21 protein-coding genes are annotated in these 24,252 nt (G+C 74.4%); 10 read left to right on the forward strand and 11 right to left on the reverse strand.

What is annotated here, in order from left to right:
- Window positions 1-22: 22 nt before the first annotated feature.
- A complete protein-coding gene (locus tag BX286_RS35090) occupies window positions 23-634 on the forward strand; it encodes an LmbU family transcriptional regulator (RefSeq protein WP_269467135.1) in 612 nt (203 codons plus the stop codon).
- Here BX286_RS35090 and BX286_RS35095 read toward each other — a convergent pair.
- From BX286_RS35095 to BX286_RS35105, 3 genes are all read right to left on the reverse strand, one after another.
- A complete protein-coding gene (locus tag BX286_RS35095; protein ID WP_079432259.1) occupies window positions 631-1,437 on the reverse strand; it encodes a dimethylarginine dimethylaminohydrolase family protein in 807 nt (268 codons plus the stop codon). The genes BX286_RS35090 and BX286_RS35095 overlap by 4 nt on opposite strands.
- Window positions 1,438-2,155: 718 nt before the next feature.
- Window positions 2,156-5,116, reverse strand: coding sequence for a BTAD domain-containing putative transcriptional regulator (locus tag BX286_RS35100; protein ID WP_121017877.1), 2,961 nt, complete (start codon window positions 5,114-5,116; stop codon window positions 2,156-2,158).
- An 89-nt stretch (window positions 5,117-5,205) separates the two neighbouring features.
- The gene (locus BX286_RS35105) at window positions 5,206-5,970 is read right to left on the reverse strand and encodes an SDR family NAD(P)-dependent oxidoreductase (protein WP_079432257.1); all 765 of its coding nucleotides are present in this window, start codon (window positions 5,968-5,970) and stop codon (window positions 5,206-5,208) included.
- A 388-nt stretch (window positions 5,971-6,358) separates the two neighbouring features.
- On the opposite strand from BX286_RS35105, the gene BX286_RS35110 reads away from it, so the two are divergent.
- The 3 genes from BX286_RS35110 (at window position 6,359) to BX286_RS35120 (ending at window position 10,510) form a co-directional block, all read left to right on the forward strand.
- Complete coding sequence (locus BX286_RS35110) at window positions 6,359-8,626, forward strand: MMPL family transporter (protein WP_121017878.1); 2,268 nt, start codon at window positions 6,359-6,361, stop codon at window positions 8,624-8,626.
- A gap of 166 nt (window positions 8,627-8,792) precedes the next feature.
- Entirely contained in the window at window positions 8,793-9,701 is a 909-nt protein-coding gene (locus BX286_RS35115; RefSeq protein WP_261993682.1) for an aminoglycoside phosphotransferase family protein, read from the forward strand.
- A 47-nt stretch (window positions 9,702-9,748) separates the two neighbouring features.
- Entirely contained in the window at window positions 9,749-10,510 is a 762-nt protein-coding gene (locus BX286_RS35120; protein ID WP_121017879.1) for a DJ-1/PfpI family protein, read from the forward strand.
- A 150-nt stretch (window positions 10,511-10,660) separates the two neighbouring features.
- Here the strand turns inward: BX286_RS35120 and BX286_RS35130 are convergent, their stop codons facing one another.
- The 4 genes from BX286_RS35130 to BX286_RS35145 form a co-directional block, all read right to left on the reverse strand.
- Entirely contained in the window at window positions 10,661-11,869 is a 1,209-nt protein-coding gene (locus tag BX286_RS35130) for an IS701 family transposase (protein WP_121017256.1), read from the reverse strand.
- Window positions 11,870-11,924: 55 nt separating this feature from the next.
- Window positions 11,925-12,770 carry a tyrosinase MelC2 gene (locus BX286_RS35135; RefSeq protein ID WP_079432254.1) on the reverse strand — a complete coding sequence of 282 codons (846 nt, stop codon included), beginning with the start codon at window positions 12,768-12,770 and terminating at the stop codon, window positions 11,925-11,927.
- Window positions 12,767-13,186 carry an apotyrosinase chaperone MelC1 gene (locus tag BX286_RS35140; RefSeq protein WP_079432253.1) on the reverse strand — a complete coding sequence of 140 codons (420 nt, stop codon included), beginning with the start codon at window positions 13,184-13,186 and terminating at the stop codon, window positions 12,767-12,769. The genes BX286_RS35135 and BX286_RS35140 overlap by 4 nt, the downstream gene beginning before the upstream one ends.
- Before the next feature lie 162 nt (window positions 13,187-13,348).
- Window positions 13,349-15,229 (reverse strand): serine/threonine protein kinase, encoded by a 1,881-nt coding sequence (locus BX286_RS35145; RefSeq protein WP_079432252.1) that lies wholly within the window; start codon window positions 15,227-15,229, stop codon window positions 13,349-13,351.
- 170 nt (window positions 15,230-15,399) lie between these two features.
- Between BX286_RS35145 and BX286_RS35155 the strand changes: the two genes are divergently transcribed.
- Window positions 15,400-16,275, forward strand: a complete 876-nt coding sequence (locus BX286_RS35155; protein ID WP_123996019.1) for an endonuclease/exonuclease/phosphatase family protein — start codon at window positions 15,400-15,402, stop codon at window positions 16,273-16,275.
- A gap of 147 nt (window positions 16,276-16,422) precedes the next feature.
- The gene (locus tag BX286_RS35160) at window positions 16,423-16,644 is read left to right on the forward strand and encodes an MbtH family protein (RefSeq protein ID WP_100865023.1); all 222 of its coding nucleotides are present in this window, start codon (window positions 16,423-16,425) and stop codon (window positions 16,642-16,644) included.
- A 106-nt stretch (window positions 16,645-16,750) separates the two neighbouring features.
- On the opposite strand, the gene BX286_RS35165 is transcribed toward BX286_RS35160, so the two are convergent.
- Window positions 16,751-18,109: a lysine N(6)-hydroxylase/L-ornithine N(5)-oxygenase family protein gene (locus tag BX286_RS35165; RefSeq protein ID WP_079432250.1), complete on the reverse strand. Its 1,359-nt coding sequence runs from the start codon at window positions 18,107-18,109 to the stop codon at window positions 16,751-16,753.
- Window positions 18,110-18,334: 225 nt separating this feature from the next.
- On the opposite strand from BX286_RS35165, the gene BX286_RS35170 reads away from it, so the two are divergent.
- Window positions 18,335-18,976 (forward strand): FMN-binding negative transcriptional regulator, encoded by a 642-nt coding sequence (locus tag BX286_RS35170; RefSeq protein WP_260338147.1) that lies wholly within the window; start codon window positions 18,335-18,337, stop codon window positions 18,974-18,976.
- A gap of 42 nt (window positions 18,977-19,018) precedes the next feature.
- Here BX286_RS35170 and BX286_RS35175 read toward each other — a convergent pair whose 3' ends face one another.
- Window positions 19,019-19,603 carry an LmbU family transcriptional regulator gene (locus BX286_RS35175; RefSeq protein ID WP_079432248.1) on the reverse strand — a complete coding sequence of 195 codons (585 nt, stop codon included), beginning with the start codon at window positions 19,601-19,603 and terminating at the stop codon, window positions 19,019-19,021.
- 291 nt (window positions 19,604-19,894) lie between these two features.
- Here BX286_RS35175 and BX286_RS35180 point away from each other — a divergent pair, with 291 nt between their 5' ends.
- A complete protein-coding gene (locus BX286_RS35180) occupies window positions 19,895-21,106 on the forward strand; it encodes a serine hydrolase (protein ID WP_187344324.1) in 1,212 nt (403 codons plus the stop codon).
- On the opposite strand, the gene BX286_RS35185 is transcribed toward BX286_RS35180, so the two are convergent.
- Window positions 21,046-22,050 carry a BTAD domain-containing putative transcriptional regulator gene (locus tag BX286_RS35185; RefSeq protein WP_100864944.1) on the reverse strand — a complete coding sequence of 335 codons (1,005 nt, stop codon included), beginning with the start codon at window positions 22,048-22,050 and terminating at the stop codon, window positions 21,046-21,048. The genes BX286_RS35180 and BX286_RS35185 overlap by 61 nt on opposite strands.
- Before the next feature lie 33 nt (window positions 22,051-22,083).
- On the reverse strand, window positions 22,084-22,809 hold the full coding sequence (locus tag BX286_RS35190; RefSeq protein WP_315974790.1) for an alpha/beta fold hydrolase: 726 nt from the start codon (window positions 22,807-22,809) through the stop codon (window positions 22,084-22,086).
- A 438-nt stretch (window positions 22,810-23,247) separates the two neighbouring features.
- On the opposite strand from BX286_RS35190, the gene BX286_RS35195 reads away from it, so the two are divergent.
- Both BX286_RS35195 and BX286_RS35200 read left to right on the forward strand, forming a co-directional pair.
- Window positions 23,248-23,463, forward strand: a complete 216-nt coding sequence (locus BX286_RS35195) for an MbtH family protein (protein ID WP_079432244.1) — start codon at window positions 23,248-23,250, stop codon at window positions 23,461-23,463.
- A 36-nt stretch (window positions 23,464-23,499) separates the two neighbouring features.
- Window positions 23,500-24,246, forward strand: a complete 747-nt coding sequence (locus BX286_RS35200) for an LmbU family transcriptional regulator (protein WP_167747663.1) — start codon at window positions 23,500-23,502, stop codon at window positions 24,244-24,246.
- The last annotated feature ends 6 nt before the right edge of the window (window positions 24,247-24,252 follow it).

The following is a 24,252-nucleotide window of genomic DNA, read 5'->3' on the forward strand; positions in this document are numbered from 1 at the left end:
CCGCGCTCCCGGGACCCGCAGGGTGACCCTCAGCCAGCTGCCCTGCCTGGAGGCGCTGACCAAGTCGGGCATGACCTTCTCGCCGGCCATGCCGCAACGGGCCTGGGAGGAGATCGGCAGCCAGCTGCGGGAGCTGGCCAGCTCCTCCGCCTGGTGGATGGGCGACTGGCTCCTGTTCGGGGAGAACGCCTACAGCGGCCGCTACCGGGAGGCCGTCGGCCGGACCGGGCTCGACTACCAGACCCTGCGCAACTACGCGTGGGTGGCCCGCCGGTTCGAGCAGCACCGCCGCCGCGACGCGCTCAGCTTCGCCCACCACGCGGAGGTGGCCCGGCTGGCCCGGCCCGAACAGGACTACTGGCTGCGGCGTGCCGAGGAACAGCGCTGGTCGCGCAACGAGCTCCGGCGACAGCTCCGGGCGGGCCTCGCCGAACAGCACGGCGGGGCCGCGGCGGAGCCGGCGGGCGAGGAGGCCACCCTGCGGATCGCCCTGCCGAAGCCGGACCTCGACCGGCTCCTGGAAACGGCGGCCGCCTGCGGGCTGAGCCTGAACGAATGGGCGGCCCACGTCCTGCAGTCCGCCGTCAGCACCGGCACCCGCCCCGGACTCCCCGCCCCCGCCGCCCCGGCCTAGCGGCCGGCCGGGACCGGGTTGTCCAGGGTGAGGGCCGTGCAGCGGACCCCGCCGCCGCCCTTGCGGAGCTGCGCCGTGTCGAGTTCCACCACCGTGGCGCCCCGTTCGCGCAGGGTCGCGGCGAGTCGCGGCGCGCCGGTGGTCATCGTCACGGTCCTGCCGTCGCTGATCAGGTTGAGGGCGAAGGCCCGGGCCTCCTCGGTGCTCACCTCGATGAGTTCGAGTCCGAGGGAACGCAGCACGCCGACGCTCTCCGGCTCCAGCGCGCCCGGGTAGTAGGCGAGCGTGCCCTCGTCGATCACGGCCACGGCCAGGTCCAGGTCGTACCACTCCTCCCCGGCCGTGCGCAGCGGCACCACCTGGTGGCCGGTCAGGTCCGCGAGCACGTCGTGCATCCGGCGGTCCGTGCGCTGCCCGTGGCCCGCCAGCAGCAGGTCCCCGCAGGCCAGGGTGTCGCCCTGGCCGCTGAAGGAGTACGGGGCGTCGAACACGTCGATGCCGTTCTCCTTCAGCCAGGACCGGAAGTACGGGATCTCGGCGGCACGGGCGGCCGGCGGGTCGCCCAGCACGGCGCGGTCGCCGCACACCCAGGCCCCGTTGGCCGTGTACACCATGTCGGGGCACTCCGGGGCGGACGCCATCCGGTGGACCGTGCGGCCGGCCGCGAGGTGGGCGGCGGCGATCGCGTCGTGCTCGGAGACGGCGGCCCGGGCGTCCGGCTGGACGCTCGTGTCCATGTACGGGTTGATGACGTAGTCGATGCGGAAGTGGGTGGCATCGGACATCAGCAGTTCGGTGTTCATCCATGGGCTCCAGGGGCGGGGTTGAGGGGCCTGGGGTGGGGGGCCGGGGTGTGAGGGGGCCGGGGTGTGAGGGGGCTGGTCCGGACGGTGGCAGACCCGGGCGGACCCGAGCGGAACGGAAGGCGACCAACTGGTTGTGTCCGCCCGGCCCGGACGCGTCACCGGGCGCCGGCGGTGCGCGGACGCGGCGCGGCTCCGCGCTCCACGGCCGCACACCGGGCCCGGTCCGCCGCCGTGCCCGGCGGCCCCCGGGTCCCGCGGGACCGGGTGGAGCGCCCGCCGGCGGCGGTCCGGAAGCGGCCGGGGGCGGGCGCCGTCGCGTTCGAGCATGGCAAGCGCGGCCTCGATCGGGCAATGCCCCCGCCCCCCGCCCGAGCCCCACTGTCCCGCCGGCGGGACGGCCACCCCCGCCCGGCCCGAGGGCCGTTCAGCCGAGCGGAGCCGGTTCGGGGAACGTCGGGCCCGGGGCCCGAGCCCCCGCGCCCCGCACGATCAGCAGCTCGCACCCGGCGCGGCCCGCGGCCCGCGGTCCGGAGCCCGGGGCCGGAGGTTCCCTGGGCCCGGGGCCCCCTGGGTGCGCGGCCCGGGACACGCGAGGGGGGCGAAATGGGGGATGTGTCCGCGAACTGGGCCTTCGGCAACGGGTGAACGGTGCGCCGTGGGCATCACCGGTGGGGGGCGCGGTTCCGGGGCGGGCGGGGAGGTCGCCGGACGGTCGTCAGGGGGTGTGGGTGGTTACCAGGTCGACGACCTCCTGCGGTAGGCCCAGCAGGCGGAGTGCCTCCGGGGAGGTGCCGCCCACCACGGCCGCCGCCGACGCGGCGGCCTCCGCGTAGCGGGCGCGGGCCGCCGGGCTGTCTCCGTTCGACTCCGCCACCCGGCCCAGCCCCGCGAGGGCCCGTACGCGGCTGCCCGCGCTCTTGACCCAGTGCGGGTCGATCCGCTCCAGGGCCTCCGTGTACAGGTGTCCGGCCCGCGCCGGGTCCCCGTCCCGCAGGGCCAGGTCCCCGAGTCCGCGCAGGGCCGCCGCCAGGGCCGCGGAGCCCCCGGCCCGGCGGGCGAGGGAGGCGGCCCGGGCGTAGTCGGCGGCGGCCGCCGCCGGGTCCCCGGCCACGAGCTGGTCGGCCCGGTTGACCAGCAGGTCGGCGCTGTCCTCCAGGGCGCCGAGCCGCTCGGTCAGCGCCAGCGCCTCGTCGAGCAGCGCCACCGCCCCGGCCCGGTCCCCGCGCGCCCCCGCCACCCCGGCGAGCGCGTCCAGGACCAGCGCCGTGCCCCAGCCGTCGCCGGCCGCCCGGAACCCCTCGGCGGCCTCGGCGAAGGCCCGTTCGGCGGCGGCCGCGTCACCCGTCCCGAGCGGCCCGAACCCGGACACGTACGCGGCGACCGCCCGGACCCACGGCTCGGGGTGCCCGCGCTGCGCCGACACCAGGGCGAACGCGTCCAGCGGATCGGCCTCGGTGGCGTTGCGCAGCATCCACACCAGCAGCACCACCGGGTACCGCCCGCCGCCCCCGCCCGCACCGTCCCGCGCCCAGGCGGCGGCCAGCAGCCGCCCGGCCCGCTCCCGGTGCCGCCGCCACGGCGCGAGCCCGCCGGGCCCGGCCGCCGCCAGCAGCACGCACGCCGCGAACTCCTCGCCCAGCCCGGCCGGGGGAGCGTCCCCGACGGCGTCGAGCACGGCCGCGGCCCGCGCCGCGAGCGACCCGGACACCCCGCGGATCCACAGGTACGCCGAGGCCGCCGCCAGCAGTTCCAGCGCCGTCTCCCAGCGGCCCTCCCCGGCCGCCCAGGCGAGTGCCGCCTCCAGGTCGCCGTGTTCGGCCGCCAGCCGCTCCAGCCACTCCGGCTGCCCCGGCCCCCGCAGCCGCGGCTCGGCGGCGCGGGCCAGCTCCAGCACGTACCGGGCGTGCGCACCGCCGGTGGCCGAGGTCTCGCCCGCCTCCCGGAGCCGTTCGGCGCCGTACGCGCGGACCGTCTCCAGCATCCGCAGGCGTCCGCCCGCCAGTTCCAGCAGGGACTTGTCCACCAGGGACTCCAGCACCTCGGGCTCCAGGACCTCGGCCTCCGGCAGCTCCGAGTCCGGGGCCGCGCCCCCCGCCCGGCAGACCTCCAGCGCCGCCCGGGCCGTCGCGCCCGCCGGGAACACGGTGAACCGCCGGGCGGCCCGCTGCTCCTGCGCGGAGAGCAGGTCCCAGCTCCAGGCGACCACCGCGCGCAGCGTGCGGTGCCGTTCACCGGCGCCGCGGTTGGCCCGGGCGGCAGCCATCCCGAGCCGGTCGTCGAGCCGCTGCGCCAGGTCCTCCACGTCCATGGTGCGCAGCCGGGCCGCCGCCAGCTCGATGGCCAGCGGCAGGTTGTCGAGCGCCGCGCAGATCCGCTCCACCGGCTCCGCCGCCGCCGCGAATCCGCGCCGCACCGCCGAGGCCCGTTCCGTGAACAGCCGTACGGCCGCCGCGTCGTCGAGCGGCCGCACCTGCCACAGGTGCTCACCGATGACGGAGAGGGGTTCCCGGCTGGTGGCCAGGATCCGCAGCCGGGGGCAGAGGGCCAGCAGGCGTCCCGCCAGCGCGGCGGCCTCTTCGGCCACGTGTTCGCAGTTGTCCAGGACCAGCAGCAGCACCCGGTCCGCCAGGGCCGTCGCCAGCCGCTCCACGGGCCCCTGTCCGCCGCCGTCGAGCCGGAGCCCGTTCTCGCGCAGCCCGAGCGCCGCCAGTACCGCCCCCGGCAGGCCGGCGCCCTCCCGCAGCGGGGCCAGCTCCACGAAGCACACGTCGTCGGCGGCCACCCCCGCCGCCTCCACCGACAACCGCGTCTTGCCCACCCCGCCCGGCCCCACGAGCGTCACCAGCCGGGCCACCCGCAGCAGGTCTGCCACTTCGGCGACCTCGCCGGATCGGCCCACGAACGAGGTCAGCTGCGCGGGCGGCCGGACCTGCGCGGGGGAGGGGTCGGACTCCAGCAACTCCCGGTGCAGGGCGACCAGTTCGGCCGAGGGACCGCTGCCGAGCTCGTCGGCCAGCCGGCTGCGGGTCTGCTCGTACGCGGCCAGCGCCTCGGCCTGCCCGCCCTCGGCCGACAGGGCCCGGATCAGCAGGGCCGCCAGGCGCTCGCGCAGCGGGTGGCGGGCGGTCAGCTCCCGCAGCTCCGCCACGGCCTCCCGGTGGCCGCCGAGCCGCAGATCGGCCTCGATCCGGTCCTCGACCGCCCCGAGCCGCAGCTCCTCCAGCCGGGCCGAGGCCGTCCGGGCGGTGTCGCCCTCCGTCAGGTGCGCCAGGTCGGCGAGGGCCGTCCCGCGCCACAACTCCAATGCCCCGCACAGGAGTTCCACGGCACGTACGGGGTCGTCGGCGGCCAGCGCGGCCCGCCCCTCGCGGGCCAGCCGCTCGAACCGGCCCGCGTCCACGTCCTCCGGGTCCACGGCGGCCCGGTAGCCCGCCCCGGCCCGCTCGATCACGGCCGGCCCCAGCGCCGCGCGCAGCCGGGACACCTGGGACTGCAGGGCGTGCGCCGACACCGACCCGTCCGGGGCCAGTTCGTCCGCCAGCCGCTCGGCGCTCACCACCTCCCGGGGGCGCACCAGGAGCAGGGTCAGCAGGGCGCGCCGGGCGGGTCCGCCGAGGGGGACCTCGGTGCCGTCGTCGCGCCGGGCCAGAGTCTCGCCGAGGATGGAGAACCGCATGCCGGTGATTATCCACGGCAGTTGATCAGCCGACGGTCTGCCCGAGGGTCTGCCCACGGTCTGCCCGACGGTCTGCCCGACAGGCCTGATCAGCCCAGGGGGCCGAGCCAGGTGCCCCCGGAGACGTCCACGGTCTGGCCGGTCATCCACCGCCCCTGCGGCCCCGCCAGGAAACCCACCACGTCGGCGACGTCCTCCGGCTCGCCCAGGCGCCCGAGCGCCGTGATCCCCTCCAGTGCGGCGACCACCTCGGGGACGGCCGTGTAGCCGGCGGTCATGTCGGTGCGGACGGCGCCCGGCGCGACGGTGTTCACCGTGATGCCGCGCCGGCCGAGCTCGTTGGCCAGCGAGGGAGCCAGTGCCTCCAGCGCCGCCTTCGTGACGGTGTAGCCGATCTGGCTGGTGACCGCGAAGCGGCTGGCCGTCGAGCCCATGTTGACGATCCGCCCGCCGTCGTTCAGCAGCGGCAGCGCACGCTGGATCACGAAGAGCGGGGTGGTGACGTTGACCGCCAGCAGCCGGGCGAACTCCTCCTCGGTGACCTGGGCGATCGAGCTTCCCGAGCCGATGCCGGCGTTGTTGACGAGGATGTCGAGCCCGCACCCGCCCAGCCCGGCGGTCAGCCCCTCGAACAGGGCGTCCACCGCCCCCTCCTCCCCGAACCGGGCCCGGACCGCGAAGGCGAGGCCGCCCGCCCCCTCGATCAGCGCCACCGTCTGCTCGGCCGCCTCCTCGTCGCGGCCGTAGTGGACGGCGACCAGGGCCCCCTCGGCTGCCAGCCGCAGCGCCACCGCCCGGCCGATTCCCCGCGAACCGCCCGTCACCAGCGCCGTCTTGCCGTTCAGCGTGCCCATGGCCTGCTCCTCGTACCGGCCGGACCCGTGTGGTCCGGCGATGTGAACAAGGTCGCCGGAGCCGCTCACCGCCCGCTCACCGCCCGCTCACCCCTGCTCACCCGTGCTCACGCACGCTCCCCCGTCCCCGGTGGAGCGGCGGTGGTGCCATGGTGGCGCCTGTCTGGAGTCCTCTTGATCCACGGGTATTTCAGGGTTACCGGGGGAATCATCTGCCCGGATTCGCGGGCCTTTGGCGCCATGTGGCGCAGTCTTGGCGTCGAACGCTGCGCCTTTATGGCTCCCGATAGCGCCAATCATGTGCCATAGTGGCGCCATCGGTCGGGCCTGGTGCCCGACGGGACCGCTCGTCCCCTTCCTCGCCGCACTCACGGGAGTCTGTTGCGCCATGGCCACCTTCCTTTACAAGACGGGCCGCTTCGCCTTCCGGCGGCGGGGCCTGGTGACCCTGCTGTGGCTCGCCGTCCTCGTCGCCGTCGGCCTCGCCGCCTCCACCGCCCCGCCGCCGCCCGCCGACACCTTCTCCATGCCGGGCACGGAGTCGCAGCGCGCCTTCGACGTGCTCAAGGAGAAGTTCCCGGCCGCGAGCGCGGACGGCGCCACCGCCCGCGTGGTGGTCCGCGCGCCCGCCGGGCAGACGCTCTCCGACCCCGCGCAGCAGGCCAAGGTCGAAGGCCTCGTCGCCGCGCTCGCCAAGGCACCCGGCGTGGTCTCGGCCTCCGACCCCTTCAAGACCGGCACGGTCAGCAAGGACGGCACCACGGCCTACGCCGTGGCCGCGTACAAGCTCCCCGCCCTCAAGCTGACCGACGAGGCGCACGACGGCCTCGACGCGGTACTGGAGAAGTCCCGGGCCGACGGCCTGACCGTCGAGGCCGGCGGTGACGCCGTCAAGGTCGAGGCCGCCATGGGCGGCGCCGAGGGCATCGGCATCCTCGTCTCCGCCGTGGTCCTGCTGCTCACCTTCGGCTCCCTGGTCGCCGCCGGCATGCCCCTGCTCACCGCCGTCATCGGCGTGGCCGTCGGCAGCGCCGCCGTCACCGCCCTCGGCAGCACCCTCGGCCTGTCCGCCACCACCTCCACGCTGGCCATGATGATCGGCCTCGCGGTCGGCATCGACTACGCCCTGTTCATCATCTCCCGCTACCGCGCCGAGGTCTCGGAAGGCCGCGACCGTGCCGACGCCGCCGGCCGCGCCGTCGGCACCGCCGGCTCGGCCGTGGTCTTCGCCGGCCTGACCGTCGTCATCGCGCTCGCCGGACTCGCCGTCGTCAACGTCCCGATGCTCACGAAGATGGGCCTCACCGCGGCCGGCACCGTCGTCATCGCCGTGCTCATCGCGGTCACGCTCGTCCCCGCGCTCCTCGGCTTCGCCCCCGTCAAGGTCATGCCCCGCCTGGAGCGGAGGGCCATCCAGGGCAAGCCGCTCACCGCACGGCTCCAGCGCCGGGCCGACCGGCTGGCCGCGCGCACCAAGCCCAACCTGGGCACCCGCTGGGCGCAGTTCGTCGTACGCCGCCCCCTGCTGGTCCTGGCCGTCGGCGTCCTCGGCCTCGGCGCCCTCGCGATCCCCGCCGCCAGCCTCCAGCTGGGCCTGCCCGGCGAGGGCACCATGGCGCTGGACACCACCCAGCGCAAGGCCTACGACATGCTGTCCGAGTCCTTCGGGCCCGGGTTCAACGGCCCGCTGACGGTCACCGTCCAGGCCAAGGACGCGGCCGCCGCGGCCGGCCGGGCCGGCGCCGAACTCGCCAAGGTCCCGGGCGTGGCCACGGTGACCCCCGCGACGCCCAACGCCGCCGGAGACACCGCCGTCCTCAACGTGGTCCCGTCCTCGGGGCCCACCGAGCACCGGACCGAGGAACTGGTCACCACCATCCGGGGGATGGCGGGCGCCATCGAGGCGGACACCGGGGCCGAGATCCTGGTCACCGGCCAGACCGCCCTCTTCATCGACTTCTCCCGCACCCTGGACGAGGCGATGCTGCCCTACCTGGGCCTGGTCGTCGGCCTCGCCTTCCTGCTCCTGGTCCTGATCTTCCGTTCGCTGCTCGTCCCGCTCAAGGCGGCCCTCGGCTTCCTGCTGTCGGTCTCCGCCGCCCTCGGCGCGGTCGTGGCCGTCTTCCAGTGGGGCTGGCTCGCCGACGTCCTCGGCATCGAGCAGCCCGGCCCGGTGATGAGCACCCTGCCGATCTTCATGATCGGTGTGGTCTTCGGCCTGGCGATGGACTACGAGGTCTTCCTCGTCACCCGCATGCGGGAGGCCTACGTCCACGGGGCCCGGCCCACCGAGGCCGTGGTCACCGGCTTCCGCTACGGCGGACGGGTCGTCAGCGCCGCCGCGATCATCATGACCAGCGTCTTCTCCGGCTTCATCCTGGAGACGAACGACTTCGTGAAGATGGTCGGCTTCAGCCTCGCCGCCGCCGTCCTCTTCGACGCCTTCGTGGTCCGCATGGCGCTGGTCCCGGCCCTGTTCGCCCTCCTCGGCCGGTCCGCCTGGTGGCTGCCCCGCTGGCTCGACCGGCTGCTGCCGAACATGGACGTCGAGGGCGAGCGGCTGAACCGGACGCACTCCGTCCAGGTCGCGAAGGGCGGCCCGGCGGCCCCGCACCCCGCCCACCGGGCCGAGGCCGAGCACGACTACTCGGCCTGAGCCCCGCCCCTGCACCCGCACCCGCACCGAAGCCCGCGCCCGTGCGCCGGAGGATCCGCTCCTCCGGCGCACGGGCGCGGCGCCGTGAAAACGCGTGGCCCGCCGCCTCCGGCGCCGCATACGCTCCTGCCGACCGCAGCGCCGAGACCCGTTCACGAGGAGCCCCGTGGCCACCAGCGCGAAGATGCACGCCGACGAGGCCGACACGGACGAGGCCCTGGTCGGCGCGCTGATCCGCGCCCAGTTCCCCCGGTGGGCCGGCCTCCCCGTCACCAGGGTCGTCTCCGCCGGAACGGACAACGCCATGTACCGGCTCGGCGACACCATGGCCGTGCGGCTGCCCCGGATCCCGGGCGCCGCCGCCGACGTGGCCAAGGAGAACCGCTGGCTGCCGCACCTCGCGCCGCACCTGCCGCTGGAGGTGCCCGAGCCCCTGGGCCAGGGCGTCGCCGCAGAGGGATTCCCGTACCCGTGGTCGGTGTACCGCTGGCTGGAGGGCGCGGACCTGTTCGGCGAACCCGTCACCGACCCGCACGAGACCGCCGTCGCACTCGGCCGGTTCGTGGCGGCCCTGCGCGGCGTGGACGCGACCGGAGCGCCGGTGTCCTTCCGCGGCGGCCCGGTCGCCACCCGCGACGAGGCGGTCCGCGCCGCCATCCGCGACCTCGGCGCCGACGGGACCCACGACGCGGACGCCGCCACCGCCCTCTGGGAGGAGACCCTGCGGCTCCCGCAGTGGGAGGGCGCGCCCGTCTGGCTGCACGGCGACCTCCTGCCGGGCAACCTGCTGGCCCGGGGCGGCCGGCTGCGGGCCGTCATCGACTTCGGCGGGGTGGGCGCGGGAGACCCCGCCTGCGACACGATGGCCGCCTGGACCCTGCTGACGGCCGGGACCCGCGAAGCCTTCCGCGAGGCGGCCGGGGCGGACGAGGCCACCTGGACCCGCGGCCGCGGCTGGGCGCTCTGCTTCGGCCTCACCGCCGAGCACTACTACCGCGAGACCAACCCCGCCCTCGCCGCCGTCGCCCACCGCACCACCGCGGAAGTCCTCGCCGACCACCGCCGCACCGGCTGACTGGGGGATCCGGGAACTCCCCGGCCCCCGCGCACGACCACCTCGGCATGACCGACTTCGACCGACGGCACCTGCTCGCGGCCACCCTCACCGGCGGCGCGGCCCTCGCGGCCGGCGGGACCGCCGCGGCCCCGGCGACGGCGAGCCCCGCACCGGCCGCCGTCCCCAGGCCCGCGGCCGCGCGCCCCGCCCCCGCGCCCGGCCCCCTGCGCGTCCACCTCGTCGCCTTCGACGGCGTCGAGGAACTCGACCTCTTCGGCCCCCTGGAGGTGTTCGCCCTCGCGGCGGCCCTCGGCCGGCCGGTGGTGCCCACCCTGGTGACCACCGGCCGCCCGGGCCGCGTCCGCGCCTCCTTCGGCACGCAGATCGAGGTACCGGGCCGCTGGGACCCCTCCTCCGCCGACGCGGTCGTCGTCCTCGGCGGCGGCTACCGCAAGCGCGACGGCGCCGGGGTCTGGGCCGAGATCGACAAGGGCACCCTCCCGCAGGGCCTGCGCCGGGCCGTCCGGCCAGGCCTCACCCTGGTCGGCGTGTGCACCGGCGTCTTCCTCCTGCACGCGGCCGGGCTGCTCGACGGCCGCCCCTGCACCACCCACGTCCGGGCCAAGCAGGACCTGCGCGACCTCGGCCACGACGTCCGCGACGCCCGCGTGGTCGACGACGGCGACCTCGTCTGCGCGGGCGGCGTCAGCTCCGGCATCGACGCCGCCCTGTGGCTCCTGGAACGCGAACTCGGCCCCGAGGCCGCCTCCGGCGTGGAGACCCTGCTGGAGTTCGAACGCCGCGGCACCGTCCTGCGCACGGCGTAGCAGCCGCCGCCAGCCCTGAGCTCGGGCCGCTAGTAGTGCTTTGTTAGGTGGTGTCGTAGGGCTGCCAGGGGACGGTTTGTCGGCAGGTGGGGCAGGTGCCGGTCCAGGTCGCCAGGAGGTGTTGGAGGAGGTCCAGGGCCTGGTAGAGCGTCAGACCCTGGACGGGGCTTTTGGGCTCCTCCGCTGTTCGGTCAGGAACAGGTGAGCGGCGGTCACGAGGGTGACGTGGCGGTGCCAGCCGGTGAAGGACCGGCCCTCGAAGTGATCCAGCCCCAACGCTGTCTTCAGCTCTCGGTAGTCGTGCTCAATCCGCCAGCGGGACTTCGCCAACCGGACCAGGTCCTTGGCGGGAATGTTCGCCGGCAAGTTCGAAATCCAGTACTTCACCGGTTCCCTCTCGCCCTCGGGCCATTGCGCGATCAGCCAGACGAGCGGGATGGTTCCATCGGGAGCGGGCTGGGGTCGGCGGCCCGCGAGGCGGACCCGCAGCAGCACGAAGTGCGAGCGCATCGCCGCCTTCGAGCCCTTGCGCCAGGTCACGGCCCGGCCCCGGTGGCGTCCCGCGGCCAGCACGTGATCGCGTAAGGGGACGGGCCGGGTGCGGTAGCGGGGCAGCGGCCTGGGGCCGAGCCTGCCATGGGCGGGCTGGTGCGGCACCGCTTCCTCGCCGTGGGCGGTCATCTCGCCCTTGACCTGCAGGACGTAGGCCAGGCCCCGCTCCTCCAGACCGTGACGGAAGTAGACGTTCGCACCGTAACCGGTGTCCGCGACCAGCGCGGCGGGCCGCAGGCCGATCCCGGCGAGTTCGTCGAGCATGTCCAGCGCGAGCTCCCACTTCGGACGGTGGTGCTCGCTCTCGGGTATCCGGCAGGCCCGCCTGCGTGCCTCCGCTTCGGGTACGTCCCACGACTGCGGCAGGAACAGGCGCCAGGACAGCGGGCACGAGGCCGTGTCCGAGGCAGCGTGGACGCTGACGCCGATCTGGCAGTTGCCGACCTTGCCCAGGGTGCCGGAGTACTGCCGGGCCACTCCGGGCGAGGCCTTGCCGTCCTTGGGGAAACCGGTGTCGTCCACCACCCACACCTGCGGCTGCACCGCCCGCACCGCCCGCCAGGCCAGCCGGGCCCGCACCTGATCGACCGACCAGGTCGACGACGTCATGAACTGCTGCAACCGCTGATGATCCACCCCGAGGCGTTCGGCCATCGGCTGCATCGACTTGCGTCGGCCGTCCAGCAGCAAGCCCCGCAGATACAGCTGCCCCTTCTCCAGCCAGTCCGGCCGCACCAACGGCGCGAACACCTCGGAAGCGAACTCCTCCAACCGACCCCGCACCGCCGCAAGCTCCCCAGCCCTCATACAGCCAGCGAACTACCAGACACCCGACGTGACAAGACCGGCTAACAAAGCACTACTAGTAGCGCTGCTGTCCGCCGGTCTCGGTGTCGAAGGTGTAGAACCGGTGGTGGTCGAGCATGTCGGCCGGGGTCACGTTGTTCCACGGGCTCAGGACGGAGCGCAGGTCCACCACGTTCGCCGTCCGGGTGGCGGGCAGGTAGCCCGACTTCGGGTTCTTCGCCTGCCACTCGGCCCACAGCTTGTCGATGAAGGCGTGGTGCAGCCAGAACACCGGGTCGTTGGGGGAGGCGGCGGAGGTCATCTGGCCGCCGACCCACACGTGCACCCGGTTGTGCAGGTTGACGCCCCGCCAGCCCTCCAGGGCGTTGCGGAACCCGCCCGAGGCGCTGTTCCAGGGCGCGGTGTCGTACACGGGAATGGCGATCACGGAGTCCACGTCGGCGCGCGTCGGCAGCTGCGGGGTCCCCGAGCCGAGGCCGCGCCGCAGGTAGGTGCGGCGGTCCACGCCGACCGTCAGCACCCACTTGCCGTTCTGGACGCCGAAGGGGCCGTCGAGCACCTGGCCGTCGCGCCCCCGGCTGGTGCCGCCCATGAAGTCCGAGGCCCACAGGGAGGAGTTGGCCGTGCGGTCCACGGTCCAGTCCCAGTAGGGGAGGGAGACGTTCTTGTCGATCCGCTGGAGCGCGGCCTCGAAGTCCAGCAGGAACCGGCGGTGCCAGGGCAGGAACGACGGGGAGCGGTGGCCCACCCGGTCGCCGAAGTCCGAGTCGTTCAGCAGGTACCAGTTGTGGGCGTTGACGTAGCGGTCGTAGACGCCGGTCCGCTTCAGTTCGAGGACCGCGTTGACGAAGGCGCGCTTCTCGTCCGGGGTGAGGGTGGCCTGGTTCTTGCGGACGGTCACAGCTTGGCTTCCTTGGCGGTGAACGGGACGAGGTCGGCGCCCTGGAGTTCGCGTACGGCGGCGCGGGCGGCGGATATGGGGTCCGGGAAGGACTCGTAGTGGTTGACGACCGTGACCCAGCTGCCGTCGGCGTTGGGCATGACGTGCAGGTCGTTGCCGTCGATCTTGACGGTGGGCATCGGCATGCCGTGGTGGCCCGGGCCCACGCTGATCTGGATGCGGTGGCCCTGGTAGGTCTCGTCGATGGTGCCGGTGGGCAGGGAGACGGGCGCTCCGGACGGGCCCGCCGCCCCCGGGGCGCCGGAGGCCCCGGCCGCCGGGGCGGGGGACGGCTTGGACGAGCAGGCGGCCAGTCCGATGGCTGCGGCCACGCCGGAGCCGAGCCCCAGCGCCTGCCGACGAGTGATCATGTTCATGGCTTGAATAGGTATCAGAAGCCTTCGAACGCCAGATCGGTGGCCCGCGCATCCACCTCCCGGGGGCGGGTGGGGGCGCCGGGGCAGTGGGGTGTGCAGGCCGTCATCTTACGTGGCCATGACAGCATGTTCCGGCCACGGCAAGACCGCCCCGGCGTGTCGTCAGGACTGGCGGCTCCAGCGCTGTGAGGCGTCCCCGTCGCACGAGGCCGTGTTCAGCCCGCCCCCGAAGCCCAGGTCCAGGCAGGCGCCGGCGGAGTCGCGCAGGGTCCCGCCCGGCCCCGACCGCCACAGCCGGCCGACGTCCTGGGCGCAGTCGCCCACGAAGACGGCCTGGTTGGGGCCGTTGGAGTACAGGCACTGGCCGCTCTGCTCGTTGACGAGCTTGAAGCTGCCGTCCGGCCTGCTCCGCACGGCCCACCGGGCGGAACCGTCCCCGCAGTCGCCGGAGTCCGAGGCGCCGAAGACCTGGGTGATGCACTCGCCGTTGTTCCCGTTGCGGTAGCGCCCGGCCCCGGTGGCCGGAGGCGGTGGGGCCGGTGTGGACCCGCCCCCGCCGGAGGGGTTCGCACCGCCCGCGGCGTTCCCCGTCCCGGGGGCCGGGCCGGTGCCGGTGCCGGGTCCCGTGCCGGGGGCGGGGCCCGGGCCTCCGCCCTGGGGCGCGCCCGCCGCGCCCTGCCCGGTACCCCCGGGGGCCTGCCCGCCCGGGGACGGCGCGCCCGGCGACGGCGGACCCGACGGGGTGGCGCCCGGGGCCGGAGCGGAGGCGGAGGCCGACGCCGGGGCCGAGGGGCCGCCCGGAGCGGGGACGGACGCCGCCCCGCTCCCCTGGGGCGCGGCCCCGGCCTCCGCCTTCGACGGCGGGGCGGAGGCGAACGGCAGGTTCTGGATGGCCAGCGTCGTCCCGCTCGCGACCACGACCACCGGAACGACGGCGAGGAGCACCCGGGCGCGCCGCCCGCGCCGGGCCGGCTCACCGCCACCGCTCCCGGCCGCCTGCACCGGTTCCGCCTGCGCCGGTTCCGCCTGCGCCGGTTCCGGCTCCGGTTTCGCCTTCGGCTCCGGTTCCGGCTCCGGCGTCCCGGGCCCCTTCCCGCCGAGCGGGAGGGTCGGCACGTCGACCTCCTGCACCCGCTCCGCGAACGCGGCCCGCTCCGACAGCCGCCCGGTGACCGCCTCCGGCCACAGCGGACCGCCCTCGGGGACGTGCCGGGAGGCCCGCTCCAGCAGTTCGGCGGCGCCGGGCCGGTCGCCGGGGTCCTTGGCCAGACAGGCCCCGACCAGCTCGGCCAGTTCCGCGTCCAGCTCCCGCAGCGGCTCCAGCCCGGGCTCCTCGTGCACGATGCGGTACAGCACCCCGTGCCCGGACTCCTCACCGAACGGCGGCCGCCCGCACGCCGCGTACGCCAGGACCGACCCCAGCGCGAACACGTCGGTGGCACCGCTCAGGCCCCGCGCCCCCGAGGCCTGTTCGGGCGCCATGTACGCGGGCGTGCCCACGACCATGCCGGTGCGCGTCAGCCGGCTCTGCTCGGCCGCCCGGGCGACGCCGAAGTCGATGAGGGTGAGCCCGTCGAGGGTCAGCATCACGTTCGACGGCTTGAGGTCCCGGTGCACCATGTCCAGCGCGTGCACCGGCGCCAGGCTCGCCGCCGCCTCCCGCAGCAGCCGCCACAGCGACGGCGCGGGCAGCGGGCCGCCGTGCACGTCCAGGGCCTCGCGGAGGGTGAGCCCGGGTACGTAGGCGGTGGCGAACCACGGGGGCCGCGCGGTGCGGTCGCTCGCGAGCAGCGGCGCGGTGGCCTCGGCGGGCAGCCGGGCGAGGTTGTCCAGCTCGTGCCCGAACCGCCGCACGAAGTCCTCGTCCTCGCCGACGACGGAGGCCAGCAGCTGCTTGACCGCGACGTACCGGCCCTCCGAGACCCCGAGGAACACCCGTCCCATGCCGCCTGCCCCGAGCCGTCCCGCCAGCGCGATCTCCCCGATCCGGCGCGGGTCCTCCGCCTCCAGCGGCGCGGCCCCGCTCCCGTCCAGCTCCACCACGTCAGCCCCAATGGGATCGAGATCAGTTCCCCCGGAAAGCTACCCGACGCCTCCGCCGCGGCGACAGCGGCTCCCGCGCCGACTCCCGCCCCGCGCACGCCAGTTCGCCCCGCGCCGGGGGCGCGCACCCGCCGGTGCGGGTAAGCGCGCCGGTGCCGGGGACCTGACCGGTGACTGACAGCACAGCCCCCGCCCCCGCCCGCCCGCAGTCCGCCCCCGGGAGCCCCGCCATGCGCTGCCACCGCCCGCGCACCCTGCGCGCCGCCCTCTTCCTCCTCCTGCTCGCCCCGGCCCTCCCCGTGGCCCCGGCCCACGCCGCCGCGGCCGGGCCGCCGCTGCGCGTGGTCACGTACAACATCTGCGGCAACATGTGCGCCGCCGCCCCGTACGACGACGACGCGCGCCTGGACAGCGTCGTCGCCCAGGGGGCGGCCACCGGATGGAACGCCGACCAGCTGTTCCTCCAGGAGGTCTGCGAACCGCAGTACGACGAGATCCTCGCCCGGCTGGCCCCCGAGGGCTTCCACGGCCACTACGGCGCCACCCTCTCCGGCCTGCCCAAGGTCTGCGGCGGCCACCCCTACGGCAACGCCGTCCTGGTACGCGGCACCGTGACCGCCACGGCCGACCTGGACCTGACCGTCGGCGGCGAGTCCGAGCCCATCCGGGTGCCCTGCGTCCGGGGCGTCCTGCACGGCCTCGCCAACTGGGCCTGCTCCGTGCACCTCTACTGGGACGACGGCACCCGCGCCGCCCCCGAGGCGCGCCGGCTCGCCGCGCAGGCCGGGGCCTGGCGGGAACAGGGCCTGCCCGTCCTCCTGGCGGGCGACTTCAACCACTCGCCCCGCACGCCCTCCACGGACCCCTTCTACTCCGGCGGCTACGTCGAGGCCGACGCCGCGGAGCACCCCACCTTCGGCGCGAAGAAGATCGACTACGTGTTCTTCGGCTACCCGGACCTCACCTCCCGCGGGGCCGAGGTCCTGCCGCTCGACCCGGCGGTCTCCGACCACCGCATGCTGCGCGCCGTCGGCGGCAGGAACTGAAAATGGGCCGGGGAGGCTCCACAGAATTCGCCGGTGATGCCATGATCGGGACCGGCGGAATTTCCCCGCACCACCCCGCCGGAGAAAAGGACGGAGATCCGCCGTATTCACCGGCGGATCGTGGGCGGCTTGAATTGGAGTGGAATGATGAGCAGTAACCCGTTCGACGATGCCGAGGGCCGGTTCCACGTGGTGGTGAACGACGAGCTCCAGCATGCGCTGTGGCCCTCGTTCGCCGAAGTGCCCGCCGGCTGGCGGGTCGTGTTCGGCGAGGAGAGCCGTGAGCGGTGCCTCGCCTACGTGGAGGAGCACTGGAGCGACCTGCGGCCGCGGAGCCTGCGCGAGGCCATGGACGCCGGCGCGGCCTGACCGCGCGGGGCGGGCCCGGGCCCGGGGCGGGCGCCTCCGCGGCTCTCGGGGCCGCCCCGGCACCCCGGGCCCACCGGCACCCCGGCCCCGTCCCGGCGTCGCCGCCTCAGGCGGCCGAGGGTGCCTCCTCCGCGTGGCGCCCCAGCTCCCGCTGGGTGCGCCGCAGCACGATCGAGTCGGCGATCTCGCCGCTGCGGATCGCGATGTTCGACAGGAGGGCCGACGTCAGGCCGTGGCTGTGCTCGGTGCCGCCCTGGAGGTAGACCCCGCAGGTCAGCCCCGAGGTGGCGACCAGGCGGTAGTCGCGCTCCACCCGGTGGCGGCCCGCCGCGTCCCGCTGGAAGTGCCGGTCGAACTCCTCGCCGAGCAGCCGGGCCGGGTCCAGGCCGTCGTAGCCGCTGGCGAACACCAGCGCGTCGACCGCCAGCTCCTCCCTCCGGTCGTCCAGCAGCGAGCGCAGCACCACCCGCGCCCCGCTGTCGGAGCCCGCCACCGAGTCGACCCGGGTGAGGTTGCGGAAGTGCAGCCGCTGGACGCCGCTCACCTGCTCGTCGTACTGGCGCTGGTAGAGGGACCGGATGACGTCGGCGTCGACCACCGAGTAGTTCGTGTTGCGGTGGTAGCGCCAGAACGCGTCCCGCGCCCCCTCGGTGCCGAAGTAGTACTCGTCCACCGTGTCCGGGTCGAACACCTGGTTGGCGAAGGGGGTGTCGTCGGCCACGGAGTAGCCGTAGGACGGGATGACCGCCGTCACCCGGGCATGGGGCAGCGAGTCGTGGAAGAACCGGGTGACCTCGGCCGCGCTCTGCCCGGCGCCGACCACCGCCACGCTCTTGAGGGAGGCCCGGTCCTGGGCGTTGAACCGGGTCAGGAACTCCGAGCTGTGCCACACCCGTTCCCCGGCCGTCACGCCCTCCGGCAGGCGCGGCACCAGCCCCGTGGAGACGACCACGTTGCGGGCCAGGACCACCCGGCTCGCGCCGTCGCCGGAGCGCACCTCGACCTCCAGCAGGTCGGGGGCCCGCAGCCCGGCGCCGGTGACGGGGCGGATCGCGGTGACCTCGCAGCCGTAGGTGACCTGGTCGCTCAGGCCGGCGGCCGCCCACTCCAGGTACTGGTGGAACTCCTGCCGGGTCGGGATGAAGCTCTGGTTGTTCACGAACTGCACCAGCCGGTTCGAGGCGTGCAGGTACGAGACGAAGCTGAACCGGGACACCGGGTTCCTGAAGGTCGCCAGGTCCTTGAGGAACGAGATCTGCATGGTCGCCGACGGCAGCAGCATGTTCCGGTGCCAGCCGAACGTGGGCTGCCGCTCGAAGAAGTGGGACCTGACCGGATGCTGCGGGGCGCTCGCCCCGTGCTCCTTCAAGGCGATGGCGAGCGACATGTTCGACGGGCCGAACCCGATGCCGACCACGTCGAGGATCTCTTGGATCTCTTGGTCGCGCCTGCCCGTTATGCCCATAGGAAATTCTCCCCCTTGCGTCTGGAAAACTCGGCCGGTGGCCCGAGAGACCGTTCTGAAGTGTTGCCCGGAGAGCGCGCCGAGGCAACTCGAAGAGTGCCTGAAAGCCGTTCGACGGCTTGTCCGTATGCCCCGTGGCCGAAATCGTTGTCCTGTCGACGGGACGCCGGTATGGTCGGCCGGGATTTCAGAAGCCAATTGCCGAAAGGGTGAATCCGGGTGTTCGTGCCGAGCTTTTACCGTGAACCGGACGGTTCGTGGATGGTGGACCTGGTCCGGGGCAATCCCATGGCGCTCGCGGTGGCCAACGGCAGCCCCGAGGACGGTCCGTTCGCCACCCACCTCCCGGTCATCTTCGATCCCGCGACCTCCGGCGACCGGCCCGGCGGGCTTCTTCCGGGCGCCCTGCTGCTCGGACACATGAACCGGGCCAACCCGCACTGGGCGGCCCTGGAGACGGGCGGTGTCCTGCTGCTGACCTTCACCGGCCCGCACTCCTACGTCTCGCCCACGGTCTACGCCAAGACCCCGGCCGCTCCGACCTGGAACTTCACCTCGGTGCACGTCCGGGGCGTGGTCGAGAAGATCGAATCGATCGAGGAGACGCTGGAGGTGGTGCAGTCCACCGTGCGCGCCTTCGAGGGGACGTTCGGCGACGGCTGGGACATGACCGGCTCGCTCGACTACTTCAGGAAGATCGTGCCCGACGTGGGGGCCTTCCGGTTCACGGTGACCGGAGCCGAGGGCATGTTCAAGCTCAGCCAGGAGCAGCCGGACGAGGTGCGCGAGCGGGTGCGCGAGTCGTTCGGGCAGAGCGGGTGCGCGTACAAGCGCGAGACCGCAGGCCTGATGAGCCGGCTGCCCTGACGAGCCGGCCGCCCCGGGGCGCCGCCGGGCCGCGCCGGGGCCTCAGGCGCTGACGGCCTCCTTGTGCTCCTCCCGGTCCGCCCGTTCCTCCAGGGCGCTCGCGGCGGCGCTGTCCAGGGTGGCCATCACCCACTGCTCGAAGTCCACGCCCTGCTGCTGCGCGGCCTTGTGCCACCACTGCACGCGGCTGCCGGGGACCTCCAGCCGGCGGCTCGGCTCGGCGGAAGTACGGGGCGGCTGCCCGCCCTGGCGGGTGGCGCGCAGCGCGCCGCGCAGCTGCTTGGTGGTCCACTGCCGCTGCTCGGCCCGGTCGAGCCAGAGTTCCTGCTCCCCGGCCGGCAGGGAGGCCAGCTCGGCGTGGTGCTGGAAGCTCAGGGCGGGCCGGCGGCGGGAGAGGTCGAAGCGTCTGGAGACCCACGCGTAGTTGCGCAGGGTCTGGTAGGAGAGGCCGGCGGCGCGGATCCCGCGCTGGTAGCGGTCGGTGTAGTGGTCCTTGCCGTACTTCAGCCAGTCGCCCAGCCACCAGCAAGAGGAGTCGAGGACACCCACGAGCTGGTGCCCGGCCCGCTCCCACTCGTCGTAGCCGATCCCGGCCGGTATCTGGAGGCCGACCTTGGTCGTGAGCACCTGGGCCCGGCGCGGCGCGGCTCCGGTCGTGTGCGGCTGCCAGGACGGGGGTTGTGGGGGAGGGGCCGCGGGACTGCCGTGCGACGCAGCGGTGTGACCGGCCTGTGGTGCCATCGTGCCTCCAGGAGAAGGGGCGTACACAACCGGCCAGAACTGTTGCGGGGCGGGCTGGAGCGTTGCCGGAGCAGCGTTCGAACCGCACGGATGCCAGGGGTTTCACGGATTCCACGGGTTCCAGGGCCCGGGGGTTCCACGGATTTCACGGACGACAACCACGAGAGGGGCAAGACGATGCGGAGAAGACCGAGAGCCGCGGTGGTCGCACTGGCGGCGGCCGCCCTGCTGGCCACCGCCTTCACCGGGTCCGCCGCCGCGCGGGACGAGGCTCCCCCGGCGGCCGGCCACCAGGCGACGCAGCGCGCGATCGAGGCGGCCGTCGCCGCCGGAGTCCCCGGCATCGCCGCCGAGGCGCGCGACGCCGGGGGAGTGTGGAAGACGGCGGCGGGCGTGGGCGACCGGCAGACGGGGGCGCCGCGCGGCAAGAACGACCGGTTCCGTATCGGCGGCATCACCAACACCTTCGTCGCCACCGCCCTCCTCCAGATGGAGGCGGAGGGGAAGCTGAGCCTCGACGACAGCGTGGAACGGTTCCTGCCCGGCCTGGTGACGGGCAACGGCAACGACGGCCGGGCCATCACCGTACGCCAGCTCCTCAACCACACCAGCGGCCTCTACGACTTCCTCGCCGACGCGCAGTACGCCGCGACCTACCTCAGCGGCGACGGCTTCCTCCAGCACCGCTACGACACCCTGACGCCCGAACAGCGCGTGAAGGTGGCCCTCTCCCACGAACCGCCCTTCCGGCCCGGCGCCCGCCACTGGTACTCCAACACCAACGACGTGCTGGCCGCGCTCGTCCTGGAGAAGGCCGCCGGCCGGCCCTACGCGGAGGAGGTGCGCAGGCGCATCATCGAGCCCCTGGACCTCAAGGCGACCTCCAACCCCGGCACGAACTCCCTCCTGCCCCGGCCCAGCGCCCGCGGCTACTCCCGGCTCTTCGCCGACCGGCCCGAGCGGATCGACGACGTCACCGAGGCGAACCCCTCGCAGAGCTGGGGCAACGGCGACATCATCTCCAGCACGGCCGATCTGAACCGGTTCTACGAAGCCCTCATGCGCGGCCGCCTGCTGCCCCCGCAGCAGCTGAAGGAGATGAAGACCACCGTCGACAACCCCGACTTCCCGGGCGCGTCCTACGGACTGGGCATCGAACGGCTCACCCTGGGCTGCGGCACCACCCTCTGGTACCACGACGGCGGCGCGCTGGGATGGATCTCCCTGGCCGCCTTCACCGAGGACGCCCGCCACCAGCTGACGTTCAACTACAACGCCAACTGGGGCGCGGAGACCATCCTCCCCGTCGTCACCGCCGAGTACTGCCCTCAGGCCGTCGCCCGCGGCAGCGTCCCTCCGGTCAACTCCTCGAACCGGCACAGCAGTTGACGCTGCTCCCGCTGTAGCCGCTCGATGCGGTCCTGCAGCCGGGCGATCTCCTCCATCAGCGGCAGCGCCGCGTCCCCGGCCGTCGCGGCCGCCCCCACGGGCACCGGCGCGACCGCCGGCGGCGGGCCGGACGGCAGGGAGCGGGCCTCCGGGCCGAGGGCCGGGTCGTGCTGGAGGATCGCCTGCATCAGGCGGCGCAGGGCCGGGCCCGGCTCGACCCCGAGGTCGTGCACCATCCGGTGGCGGGCCCGCTCGTACACGCGCAGCGCCTCCGCCTGCCGGCCGCACCGGTAGAAGGCGACCATCAGCAGGTCGTAGAACCGCTCCCGCATGGGGTGGTCGGTGGTGAGCACCATCAGCTCGCCGGTGATCTCGCCGTGCCGCCCGGTGCGCAGGTAGGCGTCGTACATCATCTCCAGCGCGGTCAGCCGGTGCTCCTCCAGCTGCGCCGCCCGCCCCGCGCAGATGTCACCGAGCACGCTGCCCTCCAGGGCGGGGCCGCGCCACAGCGACAGGGCCCGGCGCAGCAGCTCACCGGCCCGCCCCGGGTCCTCGTGCAGGATCCGCCGGGCGGTGTCGGTGAGCTGCTGGAAGCACGCCGCGTCCGTCTCCACGGGGCCCTGCCGCAGGGTGTAACCCCGCGAGGTCGTCACGATCCACGGCTGCCGCGCCCCCCGGTCGGCGTCCGGGCGGCCCTCCCGCCCGCCCTCCGGGCCGGACAGCAGCCGGCGCAGCCGGGCCACGTGCACCTGGAGCGCGTTCTCCGCGTTGACGGGCGGCTCTTCGCCCCACAGCTCGTCGATGAGCTGCCGCACGGAGACGTGGTGCCCGGCCTTCACCACCAGCGCCCCCAGCAGCGCGCGCTGTTTGGCGCCCGTGGGCAGGAGGTGCAGGCCGGCCTCTTCGTCCCGGACCTCCACCAGACCGAGAATGCGGAACTGCATGTCTTCTCCTCGCACGGGCGGGCAACGCAAGGGTCAGGAGGAGCGCGCCGCGCCCGCCGCGTCCAGCGCGGCGGTCGCGTCCCGTTCGATCCGCCGCAGCAGCGGCCGCGGATCGTCCTGGAAGTAGAAGTGGCCGCCGTCCAGGACCCGCAGGCCCAGGAAGCGCTCGGTGTACGCCCCCCAGCCGGCCATCCGCGCCGGCGAGGCGTGCGCGTCGCCCGCGCCGGCGTAGGCCGAGAGCGCCACCGGCAGCGGGTCCGCCCCGGGATCGGGACGCCACTCCTCCACCAGGCGCAGGTCGGCCCGGATGACCGGCTCGAACACCGCCCACAGGTCGGGGTCGTCGAAGATCCCGTCGGGCGTCCCGCCCAGCAGGTTCAGCCGGGTCCGCAGCTCGGCGTCGGGCAGCTCGTGGTACGGCTCCGGCGGACCGGCGGGCTGCGGCGCGGTCCGCGCCGAGACCCCGACCCACACGGGCAGCGGCAGGCCCCGCCCGGCGGCCCGGCGGGTCATCTCGTACGCGACGAGAGCACCCATACTGTGGCCGAAAAGGGCATACGGGCACGTGAGTTCGGACTCGATGTGCTCCAGCAGGAAGTCGGCGAGGCGGCCCGCGTCGTCCAGCGGCGCAAGGTCGAGGAGGAAGCCGTGGCCCGGGGCGTCCAGCAGCCGCACGTCCCAGGAGTCCGGCAGTCCGGCGGGCCAGCGGCGGTACGGCAGATGGGATCCGCCCGCGTGGTGTAGGACGAACAAGCGCAAGGCAGGACGTGTGCTGTCCATCTCTCTCCCTCGGTCGGGCTGCGCACCCCCGCACCATAGGGCTGCGCCCGGTCGGCGGGGTGCGCACATCAGGTGGCCTGTGCCGCAGGTGTGGCGGCTCTCCAACGATCCTCAGGCGGCGCGCCCCGGGCGCCCCGCGAAAGCCTGCGCCCGCCCTCCCGAGCGGGACTCGACCGTGTCTCAAAAGGGCGGTGGCTACAGTGGGCGCCGAGTCGGACCGGCACCGCGGGCTGCCCGGCCCGAACGGCATCCGCGGTCCCGCCCGCACGGCCAGTACGCCGCACCCACCGCTCGATCCGGAGCTCCGGGCGCCCTCCAGAACGACGCCGACCGGCGCATCCGGCGCGCGCCCTCCCGCACCTTCGGCCTGACGGTCTTTCTTCCCTAGTCACCCCATGACAGTTAAGGAAGTGTCACGTGAGCACGAACCCCTTCGACGACGGGGACGGTCGCTTCCACGTCCTGGTCAACGACGAGGACCAGCACTCCCTGTGGCCGGTCTTCGCCGACGTGCCCGCGGGCTGGCGCGTCGTCTTCGGCGAGGCCGACCGGGCCGCGTGCCTGGAGTACGTCGAACGCAACTGGACCGACCTGCGCCCCCGCAGCCTGCGCGAGGCCATGGCGGCGGACTGAGACACCGGCGCCCGGGCACACACTCTGAGTTGGGGGATGAAGATCGTGAGCGGCGCTGCGAGAACCACGGGCAGCTACCGTGCCCGCCCTGCGGGCCACGGCGGCGGGCCCGCCCAAGGCGATGTGGTCCTGTCCTTCGCGGGACCACAGGCCGAAGTGCGCAAGACCGGGATGATCCTCCCGGCGAACCTGCCGGAGCGGTCCTGGGAGCAGATCGGGACCAACCTGCGCGAGCTCGGGAACTCCTCGGCCTGGTGGCTCGCCGACTGGCTCCGCTTCGGCGAGGCCACCTACGGGTGGCGGCGCTACAAGGAGGCGATCGAGCGCACCGGGCTCGACTACCAGACCCTGCGCAACTACGCGTGGGTGGCGCGGCGGTTCGACCACCACCGCAGGCGCGACGGCCTCAGCTTCGCCCACCACGCCGAGGTGGCCCGCCTCTCCCCGCCGGAGCAGGACTACTGGCTGCGCCGGGCCGAACAGCAGAAGTGGTCGCGCAACGAGCTGCGCCGGTCGGTCCGCGCGGGCCTCGCCGCGCAGAACGGCACGGCCGGCCTCCCCGCGGGCGGGGGTGACGCGCCGCCCGGGGCGGCCCGGCCGGCCGGCCCGGCGGCCGTGGGGCAGCGCTGCCCGCAGGTCACGAAGCTCACCATCGAGCTCTCCGCCGACCAGCTCGAACACCTCTCCCGGGCGGCCGCCGCACACGGCCTGCCCGTGGACAAGTGGGTGACCCGGCTGCTGGAGAGCGCCGACCGGAAGACCGCCGACCTCAAGTCCGCCTAGCGGAGC

This window comes from Streptomyces sp. 3211.6 (assembly GCF_003634815.1).
In the GTDB taxonomy this organism is placed as follows: Bacteria; Actinomycetota; Actinomycetes; order Streptomycetales; family Streptomycetaceae; genus Streptomyces; species Streptomyces katrae_A.

Bases quoted from the DNA above. Each gene is read 5' to 3' on its own strand.
- BX286_RS35140 (WP_079432253.1), bottom strand. From the start codon at position 13,186: ATGAACATGATCACTCGTCGGCAGGCGCTGGGGCTCGGCTCCGGCGTG.
- BX286_RS35095 (WP_079432259.1), bottom strand. From the start codon at position 1,437: ATGAACACCGAACTGCTGATGTCCGATGCCACCCACTTCCGCATCGAC.
- BX286_RS35180 (WP_187344324.1), top strand. From the start codon at position 19,895: ATGCGGAGAAGACCGAGAGCCGCGGTGGTCGCACTGGCGGCGGCCGCC.
- BX286_RS35105 (WP_079432257.1), bottom strand. From the start codon at position 5,970: ATGGGCACGCTGAACGGCAAGACGGCGCTGGTGACGGGCGGTTCGCGG.
- BX286_RS35160 (WP_100865023.1), top strand. From the start codon at position 16,423: ATGAGCAGTAACCCGTTCGACGATGCCGAGGGCCGGTTCCACGTGGTG.
- BX286_RS35165 (WP_079432250.1), bottom strand. From the start codon at position 18,109: ATGGGCATAACGGGCAGGCGCGACCAAGAGATCCAAGAGATCCTCGAC.
- BX286_RS35120 (WP_121017879.1), top strand. From the start codon at position 9,749: ATGACCGACTTCGACCGACGGCACCTGCTCGCGGCCACCCTCACCGGC.
- BX286_RS35130 (WP_121017256.1), bottom strand. From the start codon at position 11,869: ATGAGGGCTGGGGAGCTTGCGGCGGTGCGGGGTCGGTTGGAGGAGTTC.
- BX286_RS35100 (WP_121017877.1), bottom strand. From the start codon at position 5,116: ATGCGGTTCTCCATCCTCGGCGAGACTCTGGCCCGGCGCGACGACGGC.
- BX286_RS35200 (WP_167747663.1), top strand. From the start codon at position 23,500: ATGAAGATCGTGAGCGGCGCTGCGAGAACCACGGGCAGCTACCGTGCC.
- BX286_RS35185 (WP_100864944.1), bottom strand. From the start codon at position 22,050: ATGCAGTTCCGCATTCTCGGTCTGGTGGAGGTCCGGGACGAAGAGGCC.
- BX286_RS35110 (WP_121017878.1), top strand. From the start codon at position 6,359: ATGGCCACCTTCCTTTACAAGACGGGCCGCTTCGCCTTCCGGCGGCGG.